Origin of the sequence: Telluribacter sp., from assembly GCF_035998675.1 — a bacterium.
Classification (GTDB): Bacteria; Bacteroidota; Bacteroidia; order Cytophagales; family Spirosomataceae; genus Telluribacter.
Genome location: NZ_DASYHI010000015.1, coordinates 318,245 through 339,910, shown reverse-complemented (window position 1 = coordinate 339,910; position 21,666 = coordinate 318,245). Strand labels below are relative to the sequence as shown.

22 protein-coding genes and 1 pseudogene are annotated in these 21,666 nt (G+C 49.2%); 10 read left to right on the top strand and 13 right to left on the bottom strand.

Annotated features, from left to right (window positions below; genetic code table 11):
- Positions 1-135: 135 nt before the first annotated feature.
- Both VGN67_RS09160 and VGN67_RS09155 read right to left on the bottom strand, forming a co-directional pair.
- Positions 136-519 (bottom strand): annotated as a pseudogene (locus tag VGN67_RS09160) (oxidoreductase); the annotation flags it as partial.
- A 45-nt stretch (positions 520-564) separates the two neighbouring features.
- Positions 565-1,425 (bottom strand): DUF2306 domain-containing protein, encoded by an 861-nt coding sequence (locus VGN67_RS09155; protein ID WP_327486506.1) that lies wholly within the window; start codon positions 1,423-1,425, stop codon positions 565-567.
- A 283-nt stretch (positions 1,426-1,708) separates the two neighbouring features.
- Here VGN67_RS09155 and VGN67_RS09150 point away from each other — a divergent pair, with 283 nt between their 5' ends.
- The 3 genes from VGN67_RS09150 to VGN67_RS09140 all read left to right on the top strand — a co-directional run bounded on the left by VGN67_RS09150 (position 1,709) and on the right by VGN67_RS09140 (position 6,202).
- Positions 1,709-2,755 (top strand): quinone-dependent dihydroorotate dehydrogenase, encoded by a 1,047-nt coding sequence (locus tag VGN67_RS09150; protein ID WP_327486505.1) that lies wholly within the window; start codon positions 1,709-1,711, stop codon positions 2,753-2,755.
- A gap of 47 nt (positions 2,756-2,802) precedes the next feature.
- Positions 2,803-5,403 carry an FtsK/SpoIIIE family DNA translocase gene (locus VGN67_RS09145; RefSeq protein ID WP_327486504.1) on the top strand — a complete coding sequence of 867 codons (2,601 nt, stop codon included), beginning with the start codon at positions 2,803-2,805 and terminating at the stop codon, positions 5,401-5,403.
- Between the two features lie 148 nt (positions 5,404-5,551).
- On the top strand, positions 5,552-6,202 hold the full coding sequence (locus tag VGN67_RS09140; protein WP_327486503.1) for an outer membrane lipoprotein carrier protein LolA: 651 nt from the start codon (positions 5,552-5,554) through the stop codon (positions 6,200-6,202).
- Between the two features lie 154 nt (positions 6,203-6,356).
- Here the strand turns inward: VGN67_RS09140 and purQ are convergent, their stop codons facing one another.
- The 8 genes from purQ to VGN67_RS09100 all read right to left on the bottom strand — a co-directional run bounded on the left by purQ (position 6,357) and on the right by VGN67_RS09100 (position 12,578).
- Positions 6,357-7,046 carry a phosphoribosylformylglycinamidine synthase subunit PurQ gene (gene purQ / locus VGN67_RS09135; RefSeq protein WP_327486502.1) on the bottom strand — a complete coding sequence of 230 codons (690 nt, stop codon included), beginning with the start codon at positions 7,044-7,046 and terminating at the stop codon, positions 6,357-6,359.
- 199 nt (positions 7,047-7,245) lie between these two features.
- Complete coding sequence (ahcY, locus tag VGN67_RS09130; protein ID WP_327486501.1) at positions 7,246-8,562, bottom strand: adenosylhomocysteinase; 1,317 nt, start codon at positions 8,560-8,562, stop codon at positions 7,246-7,248.
- A gap of 473 nt (positions 8,563-9,035) precedes the next feature.
- The gene (locus VGN67_RS09125; protein WP_327486499.1) at positions 9,036-9,863 is read right to left on the bottom strand and encodes a hypothetical protein; all 828 of its coding nucleotides are present in this window, start codon (positions 9,861-9,863) and stop codon (positions 9,036-9,038) included.
- 12 nt (positions 9,864-9,875) lie between these two features.
- Positions 9,876-10,283, bottom strand: a complete 408-nt coding sequence (locus VGN67_RS09120; protein ID WP_327486498.1) for a hypothetical protein — start codon at positions 10,281-10,283, stop codon at positions 9,876-9,878.
- Positions 10,284-10,454: 171 nt separating this feature from the next.
- Complete coding sequence (locus VGN67_RS09115) at positions 10,455-10,604, bottom strand: hypothetical protein (RefSeq protein WP_327486497.1); 150 nt, start codon at positions 10,602-10,604, stop codon at positions 10,455-10,457.
- Positions 10,605-10,961: 357 nt separating this feature from the next.
- Complete coding sequence (locus VGN67_RS09110; RefSeq protein WP_327486496.1) at positions 10,962-11,519, bottom strand: hypothetical protein; 558 nt, start codon at positions 11,517-11,519, stop codon at positions 10,962-10,964.
- A gap of 5 nt (positions 11,520-11,524) precedes the next feature.
- Positions 11,525-11,971 carry a hypothetical protein gene (locus VGN67_RS09105; protein ID WP_327486495.1) on the bottom strand — a complete coding sequence of 149 codons (447 nt, stop codon included), beginning with the start codon at positions 11,969-11,971 and terminating at the stop codon, positions 11,525-11,527.
- Positions 11,972-11,990: 19 nt separating this feature from the next.
- Positions 11,991-12,578, bottom strand: a complete 588-nt coding sequence (locus VGN67_RS09100; RefSeq protein ID WP_327486494.1) for a hypothetical protein — start codon at positions 12,576-12,578, stop codon at positions 11,991-11,993.
- 968 nt (positions 12,579-13,546) lie between these two features.
- On the opposite strand from VGN67_RS09100, the gene VGN67_RS09095 reads away from it, so the two are divergent.
- Positions 13,547-13,753: a helix-turn-helix transcriptional regulator gene (locus tag VGN67_RS09095; protein WP_327486493.1), complete on the top strand. Its 207-nt coding sequence runs from the start codon at positions 13,547-13,549 to the stop codon at positions 13,751-13,753.
- A gap of 347 nt (positions 13,754-14,100) precedes the next feature.
- On the opposite strand, the gene VGN67_RS09090 is transcribed toward VGN67_RS09095, so the two are convergent.
- Entirely contained in the window at positions 14,101-14,421 is a 321-nt protein-coding gene (locus VGN67_RS09090) for a hypothetical protein (protein ID WP_327486492.1), read from the bottom strand.
- Positions 14,422-14,702: 281 nt separating this feature from the next.
- Here VGN67_RS09090 and VGN67_RS09085 point away from each other — a divergent pair, with 281 nt between their 5' ends.
- Both VGN67_RS09085 and VGN67_RS09080 read left to right on the top strand, forming a co-directional pair.
- Positions 14,703-14,999: a nucleotidyltransferase family protein gene (locus tag VGN67_RS09085; protein WP_327486491.1), complete on the top strand. Its 297-nt coding sequence runs from the start codon at positions 14,703-14,705 to the stop codon at positions 14,997-14,999.
- The gene (locus VGN67_RS09080) at positions 14,990-15,343 is read left to right on the top strand and encodes a DUF86 domain-containing protein (protein WP_327486490.1); all 354 of its coding nucleotides are present in this window, start codon (positions 14,990-14,992) and stop codon (positions 15,341-15,343) included. Before VGN67_RS09085 ends, VGN67_RS09080 begins: the two co-directional genes overlap by 10 nt.
- Before the next feature lie 251 nt (positions 15,344-15,594).
- Here the strand turns inward: VGN67_RS09080 and VGN67_RS09075 are convergent, their stop codons facing one another.
- Positions 15,595-16,896 carry a UDP-N-acetylmuramoyl-tripeptide--D-alanyl-D-alanine ligase gene (locus VGN67_RS09075; RefSeq protein ID WP_327486489.1) on the bottom strand — a complete coding sequence of 434 codons (1,302 nt, stop codon included), beginning with the start codon at positions 16,894-16,896 and terminating at the stop codon, positions 15,595-15,597.
- Between the two features lie 116 nt (positions 16,897-17,012).
- On the opposite strand from VGN67_RS09075, the gene VGN67_RS09070 reads away from it, so the two are divergent.
- The 4 genes from VGN67_RS09070 to VGN67_RS09055 all read left to right on the top strand — a co-directional run bounded on the left by VGN67_RS09070 (position 17,013) and on the right by VGN67_RS09055 (position 21,167).
- The gene (locus VGN67_RS09070; RefSeq protein ID WP_327486488.1) at positions 17,013-19,238 is read left to right on the top strand and encodes an FG-GAP-like repeat-containing protein; all 2,226 of its coding nucleotides are present in this window, start codon (positions 17,013-17,015) and stop codon (positions 19,236-19,238) included.
- Between the two features lie 211 nt (positions 19,239-19,449).
- A complete protein-coding gene (locus VGN67_RS09065; protein WP_327486487.1) occupies positions 19,450-19,848 on the top strand; it encodes a hypothetical protein in 399 nt (132 codons plus the stop codon).
- A 314-nt stretch (positions 19,849-20,162) separates the two neighbouring features.
- A complete protein-coding gene (locus tag VGN67_RS09060; protein WP_327486486.1) occupies positions 20,163-20,618 on the top strand; it encodes a hypothetical protein in 456 nt (151 codons plus the stop codon).
- A 216-nt stretch (positions 20,619-20,834) separates the two neighbouring features.
- Positions 20,835-21,167: a hypothetical protein gene (locus tag VGN67_RS09055; protein ID WP_327486485.1), complete on the top strand. Its 333-nt coding sequence runs from the start codon at positions 20,835-20,837 to the stop codon at positions 21,165-21,167.
- 112 nt (positions 21,168-21,279) lie between these two features.
- Here the strand turns inward: VGN67_RS09055 and VGN67_RS09050 are convergent, their stop codons facing one another.
- Positions 21,280-21,609, bottom strand: a complete 330-nt coding sequence (locus tag VGN67_RS09050; RefSeq protein WP_327486614.1) for a DMT family protein — start codon at positions 21,607-21,609, stop codon at positions 21,280-21,282.
- Between the last annotated feature and the right edge of the window lie 57 nt (positions 21,610-21,666).

The window sequence follows — 21,666 nt, the reverse complement described above, 5'->3', positions numbered from 1 at the left end:
TTTCTGATACAAATGTACAAGCCTTTTTTTGGAAGGAGTGTGCAGATCTTGCTCTTTACCAAGGTAGTTGTAAATTAATCAAAGCAGCGTCGGGAGGTACTTTTCCAACGCTGCCTGCACTTTATAAAAGTACTGCTACTGCTTCGCCCGCTCGTACTGCACCGGCCAGGGTACATCCGCACCCAGCTCCCGGGCGGCGTGTAGCGGAAAATAAGGGTCGCGCAGGAATTCCCGGGCCAGAAACACCAGGTCGGCCTTTCCGTCGGCTATGATTTCTTCGGCCTGAGCGGCTCCGGTTATCATGCCCACGGCCGCCGTTTTGATATTGGCTTCTTTCTTAATCTGCTCGGCAAAATGCAACTGGTACCCCGGACCGACCGGTATACGGGCTTTGGCTACATTGCCGCCCGAAGAGCAATCGACCAGGTCCACGCCGCAGGTTTTCAGTTCCCGGGCCAGCGCCACGGAGTCATCCGCCGTCCAGCCGCCTTCGGTCCAGTCGGAGGCCGAAATGCGTAGTTCTATATTCTTTAAATAATGTAAAGTTTAGTTAAAGCTATCCTATCAGGTACTTGCTACCCACTTCAGAATAGCCGGTCCCCAGTAGTGCAGGGTAAAGAAATAGGTACCTAACACCAGAAATGAAGTGGCCAACAGCAGCACCAGGGAAGCTACAATTTTAAGGGCCGGAGAGGCAGCATAGCTACGGGCCCGGATGAAGGCTTCGGCTACCAGCAAATTGGGAATATAAAAAAAGAAGGCCATGATGTTATCAAACAGACCACTGAAATTGTCAGCGTGCCCCACGCCCCCCGTAAAGAAAAACCAGAAACCATAGTCCATGCGGTAAAGCCAGGACCCGATAGCCAGTGCGTACAGGCGCAGCGCCCAGGCCCGGTGTTTTTCTAGTTGTCCGGCCCTCGCGTAGCGGTAGGTTGCCATAGCGGCTACCAGCATAAGTACCCCGTACAACCCAAAACCCAGGTCCATGACCAGCCCGCCAATGGTACCTTTAAGCGCAATAAACAGGAGCCCTCCCACCGCGGCCAGCAGCGAAGCCAGTACATACACGCGGCCAATCCAGCGGTGTACCACCGGCCACCGCTCCCGTATACTACCTATCAGTTGAATGCTCCCCAGGATAAGTATGATACCCCCCATGGCAAAGTGTAAGCCGATGCCGGAGGTAGTGGCAACCGAACCTTTGTCATACAGGCCGGGTAGTACTTCGTTCCAGCGCTCCATATTATCCTGGTACAGGGCGGCGGCGTAAAACGCCAGAATATACAAACCAAACAAACAGGCACTGGCCCAAACGGTAGTAACCAGCAGCGTACCGGACCAGCGCAGAGCCACCACACCCAGTTTTGTCAGCCGGCTTGGCTGGGCCTGTACCGCAACAGGGGGAGTCAACGTTCTTTTCATGGAGGACAATCAGTTTCTTATTCTTTTATTTCGAAGCAGGAGTTGTTTTTGTAGCAAGTTAACCATTTGCTAAATTTTGAGCCAAAACAAGTGGGAAACATTTTGCAAAAGTACCTGCCGGAGCCATAAACCGGGCTTTAAACTGGCGGTGCCCGAGGCGATACAACTAAGGCACTGCTGGTAAAAGAGATGGAATATTTTAGTCCTCAACCCCCGGCCGCAGACTAAAAATAAATACCCGTTGAATGGTTTCCTCCTAGCCGGAACCTTCTATTTTTGCGCTATGTACAAACGTCTGCTGTTACCCCTCTTTTTTCTGTTTGATGCCGAGCAGGTTCATTATTTTGTGTGTGATGCCCTGCGGTTCTTTTACCGGCTGCCGCTGGTACCCGGCTTACTACGCAGGCTCTATACCTACGAGCATCCTTCGCTGGTGCAGGAAGTAGCCGGACTGCGTTTCCGGAACCCGGTTGGGCTGGCGGCGGGCTTTGATAAAAACGCCGAACTCGTCGACGAAATGGCTGCTCTGGGTTTTGGCTACGTTGAGATAGGTACCGTTACCCCCCGCCCGCAACCCGGCAACGACCAGCCGCGGCTGTTCCGTCTGAAGGCCGACGGGGCGCTGATTAACCGAATGGGGTTTAATAATAAAGGAGCAGCGGTAGCAGCCGCCCGGCTCAAAAGCCGGAAGTCGGACATACTGGTGGGGGGCAACATTGGAAAAAATAAAGTAACGCCCAACGAGCAGGCGCTGGACGACTACATAACTTGTTATAAGGAACTATACGAAGTAGTGGACTACTTTGTGGTCAATGTTAGTTCACCCAATACGCCGGGCCTGCGGGACCTGCAGGAGAAAGAACCCCTGACGCACCTGCTGCGCGAACTTCAGGTACTTAATCTGGCCCAATCCAAAGCAAAGCCAATCTTTTTGAAAATAGCCCCTGACTTAAACCTGAGCCAGCTGGATGATATCATTGATATTGTGAAAGAGACAAAGATTGCGGGCGTGATTGCGACCAATACCACTATTGTACGGAAGGGATTGGAGACATCGGTGGCCGACGTGGAAAAAATTGGGGCCGGTGGACTAAGCGGACAGCCACTTCGATACCGTTCAACGGAGGTAATTCGTTATATTTGTACTAAATCGGAGAATGCTTTCCCCGTCCTAGGTGTGGGAGGAATAGCTTCTCCTTCCGACGCCCTCGAAAAAATACAGGCCGGGGCCTCTCTTGTTCAGGTATATACCGGTTTTATCTACGAAGGACCGGGCCTGGCCCGACGCATCTGCAAAGCCCTGGTTGCGGCGAATGAGCCCCGCTCTTGAAAAGACGTTTCGACTGAAGAAGAAAATTGTAAACCATTACCGTTACAATGCCCGAAAAAACACCCCGAGGAAATTCATATCGCCCTAAGGAAAAGCAGGAGAAGCCATCCGGGTTTCAGTTGTCACTGAGCTGGGAGGGACTCGTATCCAATCCCAAAAGCTCACTCGCCTGGGGCGTGTTCTTTATGCTGATCGGCTCCCTGCTCGAAATCGCTTTTCTTTCCTATATTTTTACCGGTACCGCCGACCAAAGCGTGGTAGACGGCCTGGGGCAGGAGCCCCTGCGGGAAGCGGGCCGCCAAACCCGCAATGCCCTGGGGTTGTTCGGTGCTACGGCTTCACACATATTTGTCTACCGCTGGTTTGGGGTGGCGGCGCTGGCGCTGCCGCTGGTACCTTTTCTTGCGGGCTGGAAGCTGGTGTTCGGCACCGAGTTGCTGCCCCTGGCCCGCACGACCAAGGAGGTAGTCTTTTATACCCTCTGGGTTAGCGTCCTGATGGGCTACGTGGTACTTATGAGTGGTACCGAACAAAGCCTTAGTTTTCTTTCGGGGGGGGTTGGTTACGAAGCCAACACGCTGCTGTTTGGTATACTGCGCTGGGGAAGTATTCTGGCCATCGCCTTTGTACTATTTCTGTGGGTGGTGTATTTCTACGATGTTACCTCGCTGGACCTGAAAAAGAAGCCCTCAGTCCAGCCGCAGGGACAGGAACATACTCCCGTGGTACCTGCTCCTGCTGCGGATAGCGGGTTAGCCGACTACGCGTCTGCCGACTACGCGTCTGCCGACTACGCGTCTGCGGACTACGCAGCTGAGCCGGAAGCGGCTAACACCTATCGCCCCCTGGAAGAATACCACTACGATGAGGAGCCGGACAACGCTTTGTCGGGCAACGCTTTGCCGGGCGATGCTTCGTCGGGCGACGCCTCGCCGGAAGAGGCGTCCATAGTAATCGAGAAGCCGGGAGTAGAAGATCCGGAGGAGGAAATTCGTGAGCTATTTATGCTTGACCGTACCACTACCCCTTCCGAACCCCCGCTGATTCTGGAAGTAGACGATATGCCCCCGCTGGCTTTGCCCCCGGACGACGACGAGGAAGATATCAGTGAAAAAATTCTGCGCGAGGCCGGGTACTACGACCCCACCATTGACCTGCCCAAGTACCAGTTTCCGACCGAGGCGCTGCTGAACGAAATCAATGAAAGCCAGCAGGAAAAGGTGTCGCAGGAGGAGCTGGAAGGTAACAAAACCCGTATCGTTGATACGCTGAGGAGCTACGGGATTAATATTGACAAGATAAAAGCGACCATCGGGCCTACCGTTACGCTGTACGAAATCATCCCCGAAGCAGGGGTACGTATTTCCAAAATAAAAAACCTGGAAGGTGATATTGCGCTGAGTTTGGCGGCGTTGGGTATCCGAATTATCGCCCCAATGCCGGGCCGGGGTACCATTGGAATTGAAGTACCTAACAAAAACCGCGAAACCGTATTTATCCGCTCGGTACTGGGCAGCGAACGCTTTCAGAAAGTAAACTACGACCTGCCGGTAGTACTGGGTAAGACCATCTCCAACGAAATCCATATTGCCGACCTGGCTAAAATGCCCCACCTGCTTATGGCCGGAGCAACCGGACAGGGAAAGTCCGTGGGGCTGAACGTCATTCTGGCTTCGTTGATTTATAAGAAGCACCCTTCCCAGCTGAAATTTGTACTGGTAGACCCCAAAAAGGTAGAACTTACCCTGTTCAATAAGCTGGAACGCCACTTCCTGGCCAAGCTACCCAACAGCGAAGAAGCCATTATTACCGATACTAAAAAGGTAATCTATACCCTGAATTCGCTGTGTATTGAGATGGATAACCGCTACGATCTGTTGAAGGAAGGGGCGGTACGTAATATCAAAGAGTACAACGCCAAGTTTGTTCAGCGCCGCCTGAACCCGGAGAAGGGGCACCGCTTCCTGCCCTACATAGTACTGGTAATTGACGAGCTGGCTGACCTGATGATGACCGCGGGCAAGGAAGTTGAGACGCCCATTGCCCGCCTGGCGCAGCTGGCCCGGGCGGTAGGTATTCACCTGGTACTGGCTACGCAGCGCCCCTCGGTCAAGGTTATTACGGGTTTGATCAAAGCCAACTTTCCGGCCCGCCTGTCGTACCGGGTTACGTCCAGTATCGACTCCCGTACCATCCTGGATACGGGCGGAGCCGAGCAACTGGTCGGGCAGGGCGATATGCTGCTGGCTATCAATTCCGATATTGTGCGCCTGCAGTGCCCCTTTATTGATACCCGCGAGGTTGAGGATATTTGTGATTTTATCGGAAGTCAGCGGGGGTACGAAGAGGCTTACGCCCTGCCGGAGTACGAAGGCGAAGACGGTGGCGAAGGACGCAGCGAAGTAAACGTGGAAGACTTTGACCAGCTACTCGCCGAGGCTGCCCGTCTCATTGTGACGCACCAGCAGGGAAGTACCTCGCTGATTCAGCGCAAAATGAAGCTGGGCTACAACCGGGCCGGCCGTATCATGGACCAGCTGGAGGTAATCGGAGTAGTAGGGCCGTTTACCGGTAGCAAAGCGCGCGATGTTCTTTTTCACGATCTGGAGAGCCTCGAGCAGCATATCAAGAGTATGGCTATTGCCTAGTACACCACCGCACCTATTCAATTGGGAACAAGTAAGGATACTACTGCGTTAAACCTCATAGTCTTTTGTTTGTCCAAGTTCCAGACCTGTTAACCAAAGCAGGGGTGCCCCCAGTAAGAATTACGTTTAGCAATTAATACAGTATATTATGAAAAGAACAATGGTAGTAGTAGTGCTGGTAGTGGCCGGGTTACTGACCGCGGTTACCAACCCCACGCTGGCTCAGAATGACAAAAAAGCCGCTGCAATTCTGGATGCGATGAGTAACAAGTATAAAAACATGAAGTCGTTCAAGGCGGCCTTTACCTACTCGCCCGAAGGAGGAAAGGCCATGAAAGGCGACGCTACGGTAAAGGGTACCAAGTTTCGGTTGACCATGGCCGGACAGGAAATATTTAACGATGGTACTACCATGGCTACCTATATTAAGGAAACCAACGAGGTAAACATTCAGGACTTTGACCCTAACGAAGCCGGTGGACTGGACCCCACCAAGATTTACACCGCTTACAAGACTGGATTTAAGTATAACTTCCTGAAAGAAGTAAAGGAGGGTGGACAGACGTATGAACTAGTAGAGCTAACCCCTACTGCGAATAAGAACAGTCAGGTATCCAAGGTAGAGATTCAGGTAAATAAGGCCGATAAGTCGATCAAGAGCTGGAAGATTTTCCAGAAGAATGGGCAGCGCGTTACCTATAAAGTAGATAACTTCCAGCCCAACGTCAATGTAGCCGACAGCTTTTTCGCTTTCAACGCCAAGCAGTACCCCGGCGTAGAGGTAGTGGATCTTAGGTAGCTGTTAGTTCTTAGTAGTTAGCTCTTAGTTTCTTTTTTAGATATAAATATTTAGTATTAAAATGAGAAGAGGGTGAAACGATATCGTTTCACCCTCTTCTGTTATATGACGTAATAAAGCTTTTAGCTAACACCAAATGGCTGATAGCTAAAAGCTACACCAACACAGTAAGTACCTGCTCCAGGATTAACTTACCGTCGGTATTACCCAGGGCGCAGTCGGCAGCGCGCTCCGGGTGGGGCATCATACCGAATACATTACGACCTTCGTTACAGATACCGGCAATGTTATCCAGGCTGCCGTTCGGATTAGCGGCTTCGGTGATAGCACCGTTCTCATCGCAGTACCGGAACAAGACCTGATCATTGTCATTGAGGCGCTTGAGAGAATCCGCATCGGTAAAGTACCTTCCTTCGGCGTGCGCAATGGGAATTTTATAAGCCCGGTCCAGCTCCAGTCCACTGGTCAGCAGGGAGTTGTTAGTCTGGGGCTTCAGATGCACGTTTCGGCAGATAAATTTCTGACCATTATTTCGTAGCAATACACCAGGTGTCAGCTCGGCTTCGCACAGGATCTGGAAGCCATTGCAAATACCCAGTACGTACCCGCCACGCCTGGCGTGCTGAATGACCTCGTTCATGATGGGCGAGAAGCGGGAGATAGCTCCCGAGCGCAGGTAATCACCGTACGAGAATCCGCCCGGTAGTACAATCAGGTCACAGCCCTGCAGGTCGTGGTCTTTATGCCATAGCTTAACTACCTCCTGCCCCAGGTTGTGCTGTAAGGCAAACACGGCGTCGTCGTCACAGTTAGAGCCTGGAAAAACTACTACTCCAAATTTCATAGTTGAATTATATATAAGTATGTCTAAATTCTACCGCAAAGATAACGCTTTGACGCAATGAATCATTCATGAGGCTGTGTGAATTATGCAAATACCCCCGGGCCGGGTAGGACCAGCTTTGCCTCTGCCACGCTCCCAAAAGTAAAGCCGCTCCAACGATAAGTCGGAGCGGCTTTACTAAACTACTGTTTGCAAACTATTAATAACGGTAGGTATCCGGTTTGAAAGGACCCTGTGCCGTAACACCGATGTACTCCGCCTGGTCCGATTCGAGGGTTTCCAACCGGGCACCCACGTGCGCCAGGTGCAGGGCGGCTACTTTCTCATCAAGTACCTTAGGTAGTACATATACCTTATTCTCGTAGCTCTGCGAATTGGTCCACAGTTCGATTTGCGCCAGCGTCTGGTTAGAGAACGAGCAGGACATCACGAACGACGGGTGACCCATAGCACAGCCCAGGTTCACCAGACGGCCTTCGGCCAGTACAATAATATCTTTACCTTCGATATTGTACATATCTACCTGCGGCTTAATCTGCGACTTGGTATGACCGTAGGATTTGTTCAACCAGGCCATGTCAATCTCGTTGTCAAAGTGGCCGATGTTACAAACTACGGCCTTATCGCGCATTTTCCGGAAGTGACGCTCAGAAATAATGCGGAGGTTACCGGTAGCCGTTACGAATATGTTAGCCCGCTCAGCGGCTTCGTCCATGGGTATTACTTCAAAGCCGTCCATAGCGGCTTGTAGCGCACAGATAGGGTCAATTTCAGTCACCAGTACGCGGCAGCCCGCGCCCCGCAATGACTCGGCCGAACCTTTTCCTACGTCACCATAGCCCGCTACTACGGCCACTTTACCGGCGAGCATCAGGTCAGTAGCCCGGCGAATCGAGTCAACCAGTGACTCGCGGCAGCCGTACTTGTTGTCAAACTTCGACTTGGTTACCGAGTCGTTTACGTTAATGGCCGGCAGGTGCAGGGTACCTTTCTTCTGGCGCTCGTACAGGCGGTGTACACCGGTAGTAGTTTCTTCCGAAAGACCTTTGATGCCCGCAATCAGTTCGGGGTATACGTCAAATACCATGTTGGTCAGGTCACCACCGTCGTCCAGGATCATGTTCAGGGGCTGGCGCTCTTCGCCGAAGAACAGCGTCTGCTCAATGCACCAGTTAAACTCCTCTTCGTTCATGCCTTTCCAGGCGTACACGGGGATACCGGCGGCGGCGATAGCGGCCGCGGCATGGTCCTGCGTAGAGAAAATATTACAGGATGACCAGGTAACTTCGGCACCCAAAGCAGTAAGTGTTTCAATCAATACCGCCGTCTGAATCGTCATGTGCAGACAACCCGCTACCCGCGCACCTTTCAGCGGCTGTTGAGGGCCGTACTCCTCCCGGATAGCCATCAGACCGGGCATTTCGGCCTCCGCCAGGGTAATTTCTTTCCGGCCCCAGTCGGCCAGTGTAATGTCTTTTACTTTGTACGGAATGTACGTTTGGGTTGAAGTCGACATGTTCTATACAGGTTTGGTTTTTAGTCAAATCAAAGCACAAATTTAAGTACTTAAACCCGTTTTTGGAAGTTTTGTAGATGAATATTGGGGTTTGGCTTACAAAAATAGATATTATGTCTAAAAGTATGACAGCCGGTAGAAATCCTTAGAAATATAGTAGGGTTGGGTACCTGTTTGGGAGATAATTTGTCTATGCTAAAAAAGCAACTCCCCAGCCGGGTCTGGCCCCGCTGCCGCCAGTTTGCAACTGGTGGCTTCAGGCTATGACTCAAGTCTGTGACTGGCGCATCAACCCTTCTGCTTAACCCCTAACTTCCAGAACGGTAGTAGTAGGGTAGCTACCGCTGGGCCTACAAGTCAAAGACTTACATAAGATAGCCCACCAGTTGAAAACTGGCGGGAGCCTCGGGCAACTATCCATCAGGAGCATTTTAATAATTCTCTGAAGGTACTTTTAGCATCAATTTAAAAATTTAATACAAGCGATACCTAAGGCCCGCTATCAAACTGGTACCGTTGGCTCCGGTCTGGGAAAGTACTTTATAGGTGGTACCCTGGGTATCTTCTACGAGCTGGCTTTCCAGCTGGAGTACCGTAGCGGGGCCAAAGAACCGCTTCGCGGCCACGGTAAGCCCAAGTTTTCTGCCGAAGAACCAATTCAGCTCCAGACCTACCTCACCCGTTACAAAACTTGGCTTCTTTGTGTAATTGCTCCTAGTAGTATAGGATAGCATGGAGCCATCGGGCAGGCCAATACCTACCTGCATGGCCACAGGTCCGGCAAATGAGATACCGTCGTTTCCTTGCCAACTGTATCCCATTCCCAAAGTGCCCAATGCGTTTATCTTTCTGGAAGGTCGCCATACCACCACTTTTCCGGTCACAGGAATATGCCAATAGTTTATGCGCAGCCCGAGCCCGTCTAAAGAGCCCGGAGCTGCTCCAAAGGATTTGTGTTGGTCAAACTCTATAGAAGTATAGATTCCCAGCTTTTTCAGCCCTGTCTCTATTTCCCACTTATCCCTAAAACTAAAACCGGCTATAAGGCCCCCCTTGACGTTTAGCCCGAAGGGAGCTACCGAGTAAAACTCATCGCCCGCTATGCGGGAGCGAACCCGGAAGGTACTGGCTTCTGCCCGGATGTAGTAGTGGCTTTTTATTCGGCCGTAAATAAGGCTGGAATCAGGCTTCGGTTTGGGGGGTGATGGCGTGTAGTACGCATCCTGAGCCTGTACCACAGTACCACCCCACCACACCATTACAAATACCAACAGTAGACTACGAGTTAGAGCAGTCAACATCAGATGCTTGGATTAAATAGTTGTGTCAATAAATCCATTACGTTGATAAGTTCCACCATTACGTCCATAGGCATTCCAGTAAATTCTTGTTGTATAAATATGCCTTGTTTGAGTGTCATCTGGTGTTTGAGAATATCTATAAGGTTGATACTGATCTCCTTCATATAGAGGGAATGCATTAGCCTGAACATCTACTTCGACAGTATTTGTGGCTACTCTAGTTATTTTCCATTTATAGTCGCCACTCCAGTTAAAAGCGTTACTTGATCCCCACCCCCACCAGTTGCGGCGTTGATGAGCAATGTTATAGCCAGTGGACCAATAATTTTGAAGATAATATCTTTTAGCCCAGTAATTAAAGCTAAATCGATGGTCTACTCCATCATAAACATAGGCTTGAGACCTATCATATTCATCCACATCAAGTGTCCTTGCTCTGTTATCTTTGAAATTGATTGCTATGTTTTCAACCTTCCTGACTTCTACATGGCCAGATGCTATATTATCTAACTCATTAGCAAATTTATAATGCGTTTTTCGAACTTCTATGTCATTTACTTTGTAAATAGTATCTCCAATCTGTACAATACCTTAATGATTAAGAAGTGAAGCCAAAAGGTTATCAACAACAGCCTTTTCATAGAATACGCCACCGGAATCTTCTTTCTTGGTGAGTATATCTTTAGCATTTTTAACTTTTTCAAAATCCTCTTTATCCAACTGTTTATACGCTTGATTCATAGATTTGAAGCCTTCGAATTGTTGCTCCCACTGAGAAAAGTCTTTTTTATTTAGGTACTATGTTTTAGTTTATACTGATAAATCGTCATGATAGATGAGTTAGCTTAGCTATTATGACGTACTGCAAGGTAAGAGCAAAACAAATACGCAGCGAACGGAGAATCCGGGCAATTTGAACGGTAAATCCGAGCAAATTGAGGAAGGAGGCATTTTCTATGTTAAAAGCAAGCCCAGGAATATTTTACATAGAAAAACAGTAGGATAGTAATGACTTGAACAGATATTTTGTCTATACCCACTAAATGAAACGAGCAGCCTGGTGAAGCTGCTCGTTCAATAAAAAATAAGGGAATAAATCTACCGGAACCCAATGCCCAGCGAGGTACCTAGCCATTGAGGAAAAAAGGAGTTAGGCTCTCCAAAAATCCAGGTAGGAGCCCAATATAGGCGCCAGATGATTCCGGTACGGAAGGGCTGCACCCGAATCCCTACATTGGCCACTCCGTCATTAATAGTGGTACGGCGATACTTGTGTAGAATACTAACATGGTCCTCATACTCATACCGTCGATGAGCTACTATCACACCGGCTCCGGCTTCAAATGCTATTCTACGTGCCGACGTAACGTAGTTGATGAGGATAGGCCCCGAATAGGTCATGGTGATTCCTGAAGGATCGGGGCGTGTTATACCAATACGGAACCCTAGGCCATCTAACCCTTTTTTGAAACGCATGTCGTAGTTGAGCGAGTAGAAAAACCCACTGCTTCCTAGCGCTTCCACGTAGATGGCCTTAGCGCGCCGGTTGGGTACAGGCAGTTTAGATACGCCGGTACTATCGGCCTGGGCTAGGGCATCTACGGCAATCAGTAAACTTAGGCAAACTACCAATGGGTAGACTAAGATCTTTTTCATAGGTACTATTCCAATCGTCTATAGAAGTAACGTACCGTGTCCTGCGCTCCCCCGATTTCGGGGACGTAGCCGGAGGTTTCCAACCGGACCAGCCCCGGCTCCATCATAATCTTGTGGAAACGCTTGATGTCAGGCCAGTAGTTGATGGTTATCTCCATCTTGGCTGCGCTGCCGGTGGGTCCAGGTACGCGGGTCCAGTCATAGGTGGCTATTAGCGTATCGTTTCGGTATACTTTGTCATAGTCTTTAGTACCATCATTACCTGTCTCAACAATTTCCCGGTAGCCTATCTGCGAGCCGGTGAGTGTTCGGGTAGGGGTTACTATTTTCTCCAGCTCCCAATGACCCCTCAGGTAGCGTGAAATTGGCCCGCCCGCATCCATCAGGCTATCCTTTTCACACCCGAGGCACAGCAGTAGGGACAAGAAGGCTAATTTTATGATAGGTTTCATATATGGATAAAATGAGGTTTTATACGGGTATCAATACTTTATAAGTACCATCAGGATAGAATGTAATTATTTTATCATTTTTAGCATTTCCACCCTGAATCCTGACATCCTTGCTCCTAAGTGGTTTACCCGTTTTGGCATGACGAATAGGCACTCCGGGTTTCTCCTCTACATCGTACCATCTATCCTGCTTGGGAGGACGAATGTAAAGCCTGTCCTGAATGACCTCCTGTAAGCAATTGATCAATTCCGTTTTCAGGCTATCAGTCAATGGCCCTGGCAAATGATGATCGCTATTATATATAAGAATAACTTTACCATTGAAGGAGGCCCATTGCGTGGGAGGACGATCACGGTAACGATCATCAATGACTGCCTCTAAATACCAGTTCTCTTTCCCCATAGAGTCCTTAGACTTTGTTAAGTGAACTACTCCTTTATCTCCATGAAAATACCGTTCCCGGTAAGATTCTTGTATGTACTCCATCAATAAGTTTCGCTGTTGATCGTCATGTAGCTTCACTTCCTGGCATAGCTGACCTTTACTGGTTGCTGGCTTTAGGAATAGGAACAGCAAAGGCAATAAGTAATAAAATCCTGGTTTCATGCGGACATAATTTTCATAAGGATAAAATTTAAAAGTGAAAAATTAAGTTTAGCTTTTGTAAGGGAGTAAAGGCTATGCGATTAGTTCGGGAATAGTCAAAGCTTGTAATTTGTACAGTGCCTCCTGTAACTCCCCCAACAGAAATAAGTCCGGTTACATTATATGTCCTATAAACAGGATTCTGGTAATTGAAGCCTGTCTCAATGTAAAAAGACAAGTTCTTAAGGAACATATAACGATACCCTAGGAATAGTCCCGCTCCCAGCATATGCCTGTACGTCCTAAATTCCTGCATTGTCATTGCTGTTAGATTTCGGGTATCTAATATGTAAAGTCTAATTCTATCTCTCTCATACTGCAGATCCATCCCATAATGTAAGCTTGATTTTGGGGAGAAGTACTTTACAAATTCATAGCCCGGGTAAATAGCGTAATGATTATCTATGGGAGCGCCCGAGCCTTCAAACGAAATATTGGTTCCTATCTGAACCCTTAGTGCTGAATGCTCATTCATCCGCCACCGTACCAAAATAGTTGGATTTCGGGTTTCCTGTTTTCTGATAATGGGCAATACATTGATCCCTATTTCCCACCGGGGAGCCAGGGCAGTAGTATCCTGGGCTTGCAGAGAAAGAGTACAGAGACAAGTACTTAGGAAAAAGAAAAAAATAGAGCAACGAAAGATACGGTTCATTCTGGCTAAGGGTATATTCTTAAAGAATTAGAATTGATTGTAGTTAAAAGAGCGGACTTTTCTCCCCGGAAACCTATTGATAACCGATAGGCAAGATAAAGACTAAAACAATACGAGATGAACGGTAAATCCTGTCAATTTGTAGGATAAAGCCTATTAATTTTAGAAAAGTGACCGTTGAATAAATAATGAAGATAAAGGTTTGGTATTTTAGTAGGAGGTGGATATACTTGACCCAGTAAGAGCTTACCTACCCTCTAAGACTACACCAGCCATGCAAATAGGAAGCAGACTGCGCCAACTGCGGTACCAGCACAAAGCCTCCACCCGTGAAATAGCCGACCAGGCAGGCGTTTCCCAAAGTACTTATATGGATTGGGAACAAGATAAAACCTCACCTACCCTTAGTAATTTTGAGAAACTGGCGAAGGCTTTCCAACTCTGCCCCACTGAACTGATGAAGTACCTGGTAGAACAGTAAAGAGCCCTTTTGGTGGCGAGTACCTTTGGGCTTTGAACCAGTACTTGTACTAAATTCTGCTAATTTACTCTGTATCTACCTTTACAATAAAAAGCGCAAACAGATCGGTTGCGCTTTTGTCTGATATACCACTTATCGATAGATGAATTAGTCTGTAAACTATTGTCAGGCTGAGCGAAGTCGAAGCCCCTCTCGTCCTCGACCGCAGCGGCGGCCGCTGCGCTCGGACTGACACAAAAAAGCAGACTTTACAATTTAATGCACTGCTCTGTAGGTACCTAAAACAGCACGTAGAAGCTCTTGAAAATACGCCTGGTTCACAGCCATTCAGCGCCGATATTACCGGCTTAATTAGAAAGTTGTTCGTCTTTGATATACACCTTGATCCCTCCGATGCGGGGTGCCAGCAGGTTATACACGAAGGCGAACAGGTACCCGATCACAACGCCAATTATTCCGTACAGGAGCGGCATGAATATAATCATCGCAATACCTCCCCCGTAGAGCCACATACTAGTAACATCGCCCGACGAACCTCCGCGAATCATAGAAGCCAGATACCCAAAAACCAGAATTATCAGGACAAAAATAAAGCCGAGGAAAGCCAGCAGCGCGCCGTACATAAGCGCAACGGAACCGGGGTCTAGCCGGGTAATTTCTTTTTTCATGAGAGCGGAAAGGTTAGAGTGTGAAGAGATTCGGGACTGTGCGGCGGTTAAGTTAGAGAAATAATTATTCAAAATCATACTGTTGAAAGCGGGTCCAGGTTGCGGAGGAAAAACGGGTCGGGAAAGTGCTGGAAGAGTTTATTAAATTTGAGCTATGAGAGGGTTATATACTACCTGATCTGGATTCTGGAAGTGGGAAGATTACATGGTGTGCGGGCGGTAGCAATTATTTTGTTATGGACTGATTAGTAGATATATTTGACATACAAACGCATAATACAATGCTAACTCCCGACGAAATAGAAGCCAGAATCCGGGCTCTGAAACCCAGGCTCATGGAAGAGTACGCGGTGTCAAAGATTGGGTACTTTGGCTCATTCGCGAGGGGGAACTATCATGAAGATTCGGATGTGGATGTCCTGGTAGACTTTGAAAGGAGCGTCGGGTGGAAGTTTTTTGATTTAAAGGAATTGCTTGAATCAGTACTAAATAAAAAGGTGGACCTGGTTACGGAACGTTCGCTGCGGAAATCATGGCGGGAGACTATTCTTCAACAGGTTAAGTATATATGGAAGTAAGGGACTCATTGACCTTTGTATCAGATATGATTGAGTCCATTGATAAAATCATACGATATATACATACCGTTTCTGATTCGTCAGCATTCATTAAGAATGATATGCTCATTGATGCTGTAACCCGCAACTACGAAATAATCGGGGAAGCAGCTAATAAAGTACCTAAATCAATTAAAGATAAATATCCTGATGTACCCTGGCGACAAATGTATAGCCTCAGGAACTTTGCAGTACATGAGTACCATACTATTGATCCACAAGTACTTTGGGAAATAGCTGTGGAGCATTTGCCGACTAATAAAAGACAATTAGAATACGTACTTAGTCAGGAGAAGGTAGAGTAAACCTACGCCTCCCCCCGCTGCCGCCAGTTTGCAACTGGTGGCTTCAGGCTATGAATCAAGTCTGTGACTGGCGTATCAACCCTTCTGCTTAACCCCTAACTTCCAGAACGGTAGTAGTAGGGTAGTTACCGCTGGGCATACAAGTCAAAGACTTACAGAGTATATCCCACCAGTTGAAAACTGGCGGGAGCCTCCCAGGGAGAGTTAAAAATAAATCTGTAAAAGTACTTCAACTCCCCTAGCCCCTCCTCTCATATAAACTGCACCACGCTTTCCAGCCCCATGCCGCGCGAGCCCTTGATGAGGATGTGCGTATCCTGCTGCGGGTTGTCCATGATCCAGTTATGGAGCGAAAACTTGTCCGGGAAGTAGTAGGCCTTCGGCAGGGGCGGCAGGGCGTGCGCCATGAGCTTCCCGGCCAGTATCACCACGTCAAAATTCCCCTCCGCCACCAGCTGCCCCAGCGCCAGGTGTTCCGCTTCGGTTTCGTCGCCCAGTTCCAGCATATCACCCAGGAGCACCATCTTGCGTTTGGCCTTGAGCTGGATAAAGTTTTGAATGGCCGCCGCCATGGACGAAGGATTGGCATTGTAGGCGTCCAGTAGTATGGTGTTGGTACCTTTCTGAAAGACCTGCGAACGGTTGTTGTCGGGCTGGTAGTCGGCTACGGCCTGATGGGCGTCCGCTTCCTCTACTCCGAAGTACTTCCCGATGGCCAGCGCCGCGCATATATTATCAAAATTATAGCTGCCCGGCAGGTGCGAAGTGACAGTCTGCCCGTTGTTGCCCCGGTACACCACCCGCGGACTATCTTCCAATAGGGCGGGGTTTACAGGGGTACTTTCAGACCGATAAAAAACGATCTCCCGGAAGGAGCGCCGCTTACTGACCATCTCCATCAGCACATCATTCTGGGTATTTACAAACACCACCCGCTTCTTTTTGGACAGGAAATCGTAGAGCTCACCCTTGCCCTTTTTTACCCCTTCTATACCGCCGAAGCCTTCCAGATGGGCCTTGCCTACATTCGTGATAAGGCCGTGCGAAGGCTCCGCAATACTGCTGAGCAGGACGATTTCCTGCTGGTGATTGGCCCCCATTTCCACGACCGCCATCTCATAGTGCTTGGGGTCAATGGCCAGAAGCGTGAGAGGTACCCCAATGTGGTTGTTAAGATTCCCGCGCGTAGCGTAGGTCCGGTACTTCCTGGAAAGTACGGCCGCAATCAGTTCTTTAGTGGTGGTTTTACCGTTAGAGCCGGTCAGGCCCACTACCGGAAAGCCGAACTTACGGCGGTGGTGCCGGGCCAGGTCCTGCAGGGCCAATAACACATCCTCAACGAGCAGGTACCGCTCGTTCTGTACTACCTCCGTGCTGTCTACTACCGCGTAGGCGGCGCCCTTTTCCAGGGCAGCGGCGGCGAAAAGGTTTCCGTCGAAGTTTTCACCTTTTAGGGCAAAAAACAGGCAGCCGGGTGTGATCTTGCGGGTATCGGTAGATACAACGGGGTGGCTCAGGTAAATATCGTAGAGTTCGGCAGTAAGGGTTGACATGATATTGAATTAGGATCTAAGACCAAATAGGCGTATTTTTCGTTTCTTAATAGAAGCAAGTCATCCATTCGTTGCTTTTATTCGTAGGTCCAAAAATACATGAATATTCTTCAACGATGAGAATACCTCTCCTGTATCTATTCATACTTCTTCTAACCGCTGCCCCGCTCCTGGCCCAGACGGGCTGGTTCCGGACCGATACCCTGACGCCGGTCAGCTACCAGGGCAAGCCCCTGCTGAACCCCTGGGCGGGCGGACTGAACGCCGGTCAGTTCTCGACCATGCACCTGAATGGGGACGGTGTGGAAGATCTGGTGGTATTTGACCGTACCAATAATAAAGTAAGTACCTACCTGGCCGACCCCGTTGCCAAAACCTACCGCCACGCACCAGCCTACGAAGCACGCTTCCCGGCCATTCAGAACTGGATGCTGCTGGCCGACTACGACCGCGACGGTACCAAAGACCTTTTTACCCACACTCCCCAGGGGGTGCAGGTGTACCGGCAGGAGCGCAGCGGTACCGCCTGGACCTGGAAACTCTCCCGGCCGCTCCTCTATTCCCGCGGCTTTTCCAGCCGGATCAATCTGCTGGTTTCGGCTACGGACATTCCGGCCCTCGTCGATGTGGATGACGACGGCGACCTGGACATCGTTACCTTCGAAATGTTGGGCCACTACGCCGAAATGCACCAGAATATGAGCATGGAAAAGTACGGCGTACCCGATAGCCTTGAGTTTGTAAGAAATGGGCAGTGCTGGGGCAACTTTACAAAGGACCACTGCAATGACTTTAGTCTGGGAGTTGATTGCGGAGCCACCGAGAATCTGGGTAGCCGCACCGACCCCACCGCCCGGGTCATGCACTCGGGCGATGCCCTCCTGCTCCTTGACCTGAACGGTGACGGAAAAAAGGATATGCTGCTGGGGCACGTGACCTGTTCCAATATCATGCAGCTCACCAACACCGGGAGCAACCGGGTGGCCAACTACACCAGTTTCAAGTCTGTTTTCCCCGCGAAAGATCCTATCGATTTTGCAATATTTCCGGCGCTGTACCTGGAAGACGTGGATTTCGACGGCGTAAAAGACCTGCTGGCGGCGCCCAATGTATACGCCAACGAAGGCAACCTGATGGACTTCCGGTCGTCGGGCTGGTACTATCATAATAGCGGAACCAACCAAAATCCTGACTTTGTGCTGCGCCGGAAAAACTTCCTGCAGGACCAGATGCTCGATGTGGGCGAAAACGCCGCCCCGTCTTTTTTTGACGTAGATGGGGACGGTGACCTGGATATGGTGGTAGGTACCGGTGGAGTACGAAAAGCCAACGGCTTCCGGGCCAGTATGTGGCTGTTGCGCAATGTAGGTACCTCCCGCGAACCCCGTTACGAAGTAGCTTCCGAAGACTACCTGTCGCTTTCGGAAACCCTGCAGCTTACCAACCTGCGTCCGCTCTGGGCCGACTTCAATGGCGATGGTGTACCGGATTTGGGCTTGGCCGGTAATTCCTTCAAAGGTCTGGAGGTTCGGTATATTCCAAACCGCGCCGCCCGCGGAAGCGCTGTAGGCCTGAATGCCGCCGAAGCCGTAACCCTGGTACTTCCCGCCGGAGTACAGGCTGGCGACTCGCCCTACTTCTACGATACCGACCGCGACGGCGACCTGGACCTGGTGGTGGGAAAGGCGCAGGGGAACATAGCTTACTACCTCAATACCGGTACGGCCCGGCAACCCACTTACCAGCTCCAGACCGACGAACTGGCCGGAGTATCCTTTAACTACCGCGGGCAGTTTGTAAGTGTGGCAGTCGATGATATTAACCTGGACGGCCAGCCCGACCTGCTTACCACCGACCAGAGTGGTACCATGAAAATTTTTCATACCGGAGAATGGGGGAAATGGAGCCAGCGCGACAGCCTGCTGGTTGAAAACCCGGTAACGGGGCGGGTGAACCAACCTAACCTGGGTACTTACCTGCAACCAACCCTGGCCGACTATACCGGCGACGGCAAACCCGATGTGGCCGTGGGTACCAATGCGGGCGGGCTGCGCCTGCTGACGAATATCCTGCCGGCTACTATCACCGCCACTGAACCTATCCCAGTCCGGGACATTTCGGTCTTTCCCAATCCTACCGATAACTTTATTTACATTCATTCCGACAGCGAGGCCGAAATACAAGTACTGAACGTGCAGGGTGTACCCATGCTGCCCCGGCCGTCCCAGGCCGGGGCAGGCCAGGAACTGGTCCTGGAAACGCGTAACTGGGCGCCGGGGCTTTATCTGGTACGCATCAGCAACGCCCGGGGGGTAGTAGTAAAGAAGGTACTGGTACGGTAGTACGGTTAACTCCCCGAGAAGAAAGCTTTACCGTTTACTAAATAGGTAGATTAGAAATGAGGTGCCCCTAACTTTATCTTTCATAGTTTGTTAGGTACTTGTAGCTTACCCCTGCCAGGGGTAGGTAGCCGTTCCGGCAAGTACCAGACTGGCTTGAAATTTGCATAGCATCATACAGTTTTGTTTCATTCAGTAGCTGACCGAATGTTCTATGGAAAAGTCGAATATTTACGTACTGATAGAGTTGGAAAAGTTCTTAAACGGACTGGCGGCCCACTATTCCGATTTACAGAAAGCACTCCTGAAACACGTAGCCTACTTCCAGATTATCGAACCAGATTACCTTTCCAGCGCCCTTAAACCCAAATGGAAAGGCATTTTGATGGATGCCAGCCGACTGAAGGACCCGTACGCGGCCAAGCAGGTAGTCCTGAAAAACCAGATTATTTTAACTATAAGTCAGCTTTCTGAGCTAGAGTGCTATGAATTAGCGATGAAAATTGCCAACTTGTTCTTCGAAGTCAGCGCTGAATTAGAAAAGACAGAACCCGATACAAAACTACCCTCCCAGTCCGCTCCTAAGCCCTATTTGCCCTCTATCCTTCATTGATTTTTACAATTTGATTGTTAGTACCTTTCCTCTATTCCTTTAGAGGTGCAACGGGTATTCCTGTGCTATTTTGCGTTCCATGGGAGAGTACCTATCTTTGTAGTTACACTTTAGAATGTTTACAGAACTACCAGTTTCTGTTGAAATTGAGAATCCCCGGATAGGTACGCTATTTTTTAGCTATTAAATTATAATTTATCGGTAACATAATTCGCTGCAGGTAGTTGTAACAGGGTGGTTCCTTAGCGGAACTTCTAACAAGTATACACATACGTTCAGAAGGCAGTTAACATATATCCCATCAAGAAAGAGTTATGAATAAAAAAATACTTCCCGCCAGGGCAGCTAAGGTAGAGCTGACTCTGCTGCTCAGTACCATTTTCCTGCTTACCCTGGCGTACCTGGGTGTCAGACAAAACCGCGAATCGGCTAGTGTCGCCTCGCAAACCTCGTTTACAAGCAATGGTCAAAAGGTTTTTGACAATACCTTCGGCGTATTCAGAGGAGCCGTACTGGCCTCCTACGACAATGAATTTCCATTGCTGAATAGCCAGATAAAGCAGTACGAAATAGAAAAAGGACTGCGGGACGGTATTATTGTCCTGATAAAAAAAGGAACAAAAGTACTTGTCCTGAAGCGGGATAAAGTTGTGTCGCTCGTAGAGGTACAGGTGGGCGAACATGCAACCAAAAAATTATACGTACTTAGCTCCTGCCTGAGAGAATACCAAAAGGCAATTCAGGAGTCTCCTGAATATCCCCTTTACTGATTATACACAGCTGAATACAATCCCTGTTTTTATTTTTCTGTTGAAGGTACTTGCCTGAGGGCAAGCGTAATAGCCTATGTATTACCCTGTTCAACTTCGGGTTACAAAATAAAGGATTTAATAGTTACAAAAATCTTGCCATTTTAGAATTTATTACAGATATTGCTGGTAGATTTGTAAAAAAATCCACCCTACCAATAACTGTGATAATTCAAGATGAACTCAACGTCTTCGTGTGAAATTTACGAAAAGCTGTACGCTATCATCAATGGGCTGATAGTGGGGAAAGGCGATATCAGGTCACGCCTGCTGCACAAGGATCGGTACCTGGTTGAATTGGACGAGGAGAATTTCTCCGAAACTCTGTTGCCCCTGTGGCTTTCCATCCGAATCCGGTTGATGGGCTACGTCCAGTACCCAAACCGTAACCAGAAACTGGCCGCCGTCCAAAAGAACGGGGTGCAACTGTCGCCCGAAGAATGCTCCCGCATCGCCTCTGACCTGCACGAGCTGTACATTAAGCTCCAAAACGAGTACTACGCCCGGTAATTTTTCCATAACCGGATTTATAGCTGTTACTGATTTTCCTGCACACTTTACACACATTTATTTTCTTACCGAGTGGCTGAGGCTGTACCTGGCCGTACGGGGAGCGATTGCTTTACCATTTTTTAAAAATGAAGTACACCGCCAGTACCATGAGGACAAAACCCACCAGATAGTTCCACTTCACCGGCTCCTTCAGATACACCACCGCGAAGCCTACAAATACCGTCAGGCTCACGACTTCCTGTATTGTTTTCAGCTCAAAGGCATTGAAACTGTACGACCCGATGCGGTTGGCCGGTACGGCTATGCAGTACTCCAGAAAAGCAATCAGCCAGCTGATCAGAATAACCTTCCAGAGGTCGGTTTCCCGAAACTTAAGGTGCCAGTACCAGGCCGTGGTCATGAACAGGTTCGAGAGCAAAAGCAGTAGTATGGTGCGCATAGCCAATGGAGTAAGGAATGGATAAAAATTTCCCAAACAAATATCAACAAAGGAAGC

Coding starts and splice junctions, on each gene's coding strand:
- VGN67_RS09140 (WP_327486503.1), top strand. CDS start 5,552: ATGAAAAGAACAATGGTAGTAGTAGTGCTGGTAGTGGCCGGGTTACTG.
- VGN67_RS09065 (WP_327486487.1), top strand. CDS start 19,450: ATGGAAAAGTCGAATATTTACGTACTGATAGAGTTGGAAAAGTTCTTA.
- VGN67_RS09080 (WP_327486490.1), top strand. CDS start 14,990: ATGGAAGTAAGGGACTCATTGACCTTTGTATCAGATATGATTGAGTCC.
- purQ (WP_327486502.1), bottom strand. CDS start 7,046: ATGAAATTTGGAGTAGTAGTTTTTCCAGGCTCTAACTGTGACGACGAC.
- VGN67_RS09085 (WP_327486491.1), top strand. CDS start 14,703: ATGCTAACTCCCGACGAAATAGAAGCCAGAATCCGGGCTCTGAAACCC.
- VGN67_RS09050 (WP_327486614.1), bottom strand. CDS start 21,609: ATGCGCACCATACTACTGCTTTTGCTCTCGAACCTGTTCATGACCACG.
- ahcY (WP_327486501.1), bottom strand. CDS start 8,562: ATGTCGACTTCAACCCAAACGTACATTCCGTACAAAGTAAAAGACATT.
- VGN67_RS09075 (WP_327486489.1), bottom strand. CDS start 16,896: ATGTCAACCCTTACTGCCGAACTCTACGATATTTACCTGAGCCACCCC.
- VGN67_RS09110 (WP_327486496.1), bottom strand. CDS start 11,519: ATGAAAAAGATCTTAGTCTACCCATTGGTAGTTTGCCTAAGTTTACTG.
- VGN67_RS09155 (WP_327486506.1), bottom strand. CDS start 1,425: ATGAAAAGAACGTTGACTCCCCCTGTTGCGGTACAGGCCCAGCCAAGC.
- VGN67_RS09115 (WP_327486497.1), bottom strand. CDS start 10,604: ATGAATCAAGCGTATAAACAGTTGGATAAAGAGGATTTTGAAAAAGTT.
- VGN67_RS09060 (WP_327486486.1), top strand. CDS start 20,163: ATGAATAAAAAAATACTTCCCGCCAGGGCAGCTAAGGTAGAGCTGACT.
- VGN67_RS09150 (WP_327486505.1), top strand. CDS start 1,709: ATGTACAAACGTCTGCTGTTACCCCTCTTTTTTCTGTTTGATGCCGAG.
- VGN67_RS09145 (WP_327486504.1), top strand. CDS start 2,803: ATGCCCGAAAAAACACCCCGAGGAAATTCATATCGCCCTAAGGAAAAG.
- VGN67_RS09100 (WP_327486494.1), bottom strand. CDS start 12,578: ATGAAACCAGGATTTTATTACTTATTGCCTTTGCTGTTCCTATTCCTA.
- VGN67_RS09125 (WP_327486499.1), bottom strand. CDS start 9,863: ATGTTGACTGCTCTAACTCGTAGTCTACTGTTGGTATTTGTAATGGTG.
- VGN67_RS09105 (WP_327486495.1), bottom strand. CDS start 11,971: ATGAAACCTATCATAAAATTAGCCTTCTTGTCCCTACTGCTGTGCCTC.
- VGN67_RS09055 (WP_327486485.1), top strand. CDS start 20,835: ATGAACTCAACGTCTTCGTGTGAAATTTACGAAAAGCTGTACGCTATC.
- VGN67_RS09095 (WP_327486493.1), top strand. CDS start 13,547: ATGCAAATAGGAAGCAGACTGCGCCAACTGCGGTACCAGCACAAAGCC.
- VGN67_RS09070 (WP_327486488.1), top strand. CDS start 17,013: ATGAGAATACCTCTCCTGTATCTATTCATACTTCTTCTAACCGCTGCC.
- VGN67_RS09090 (WP_327486492.1), bottom strand. CDS start 14,421: ATGAAAAAAGAAATTACCCGGCTAGACCCCGGTTCCGTTGCGCTTATG.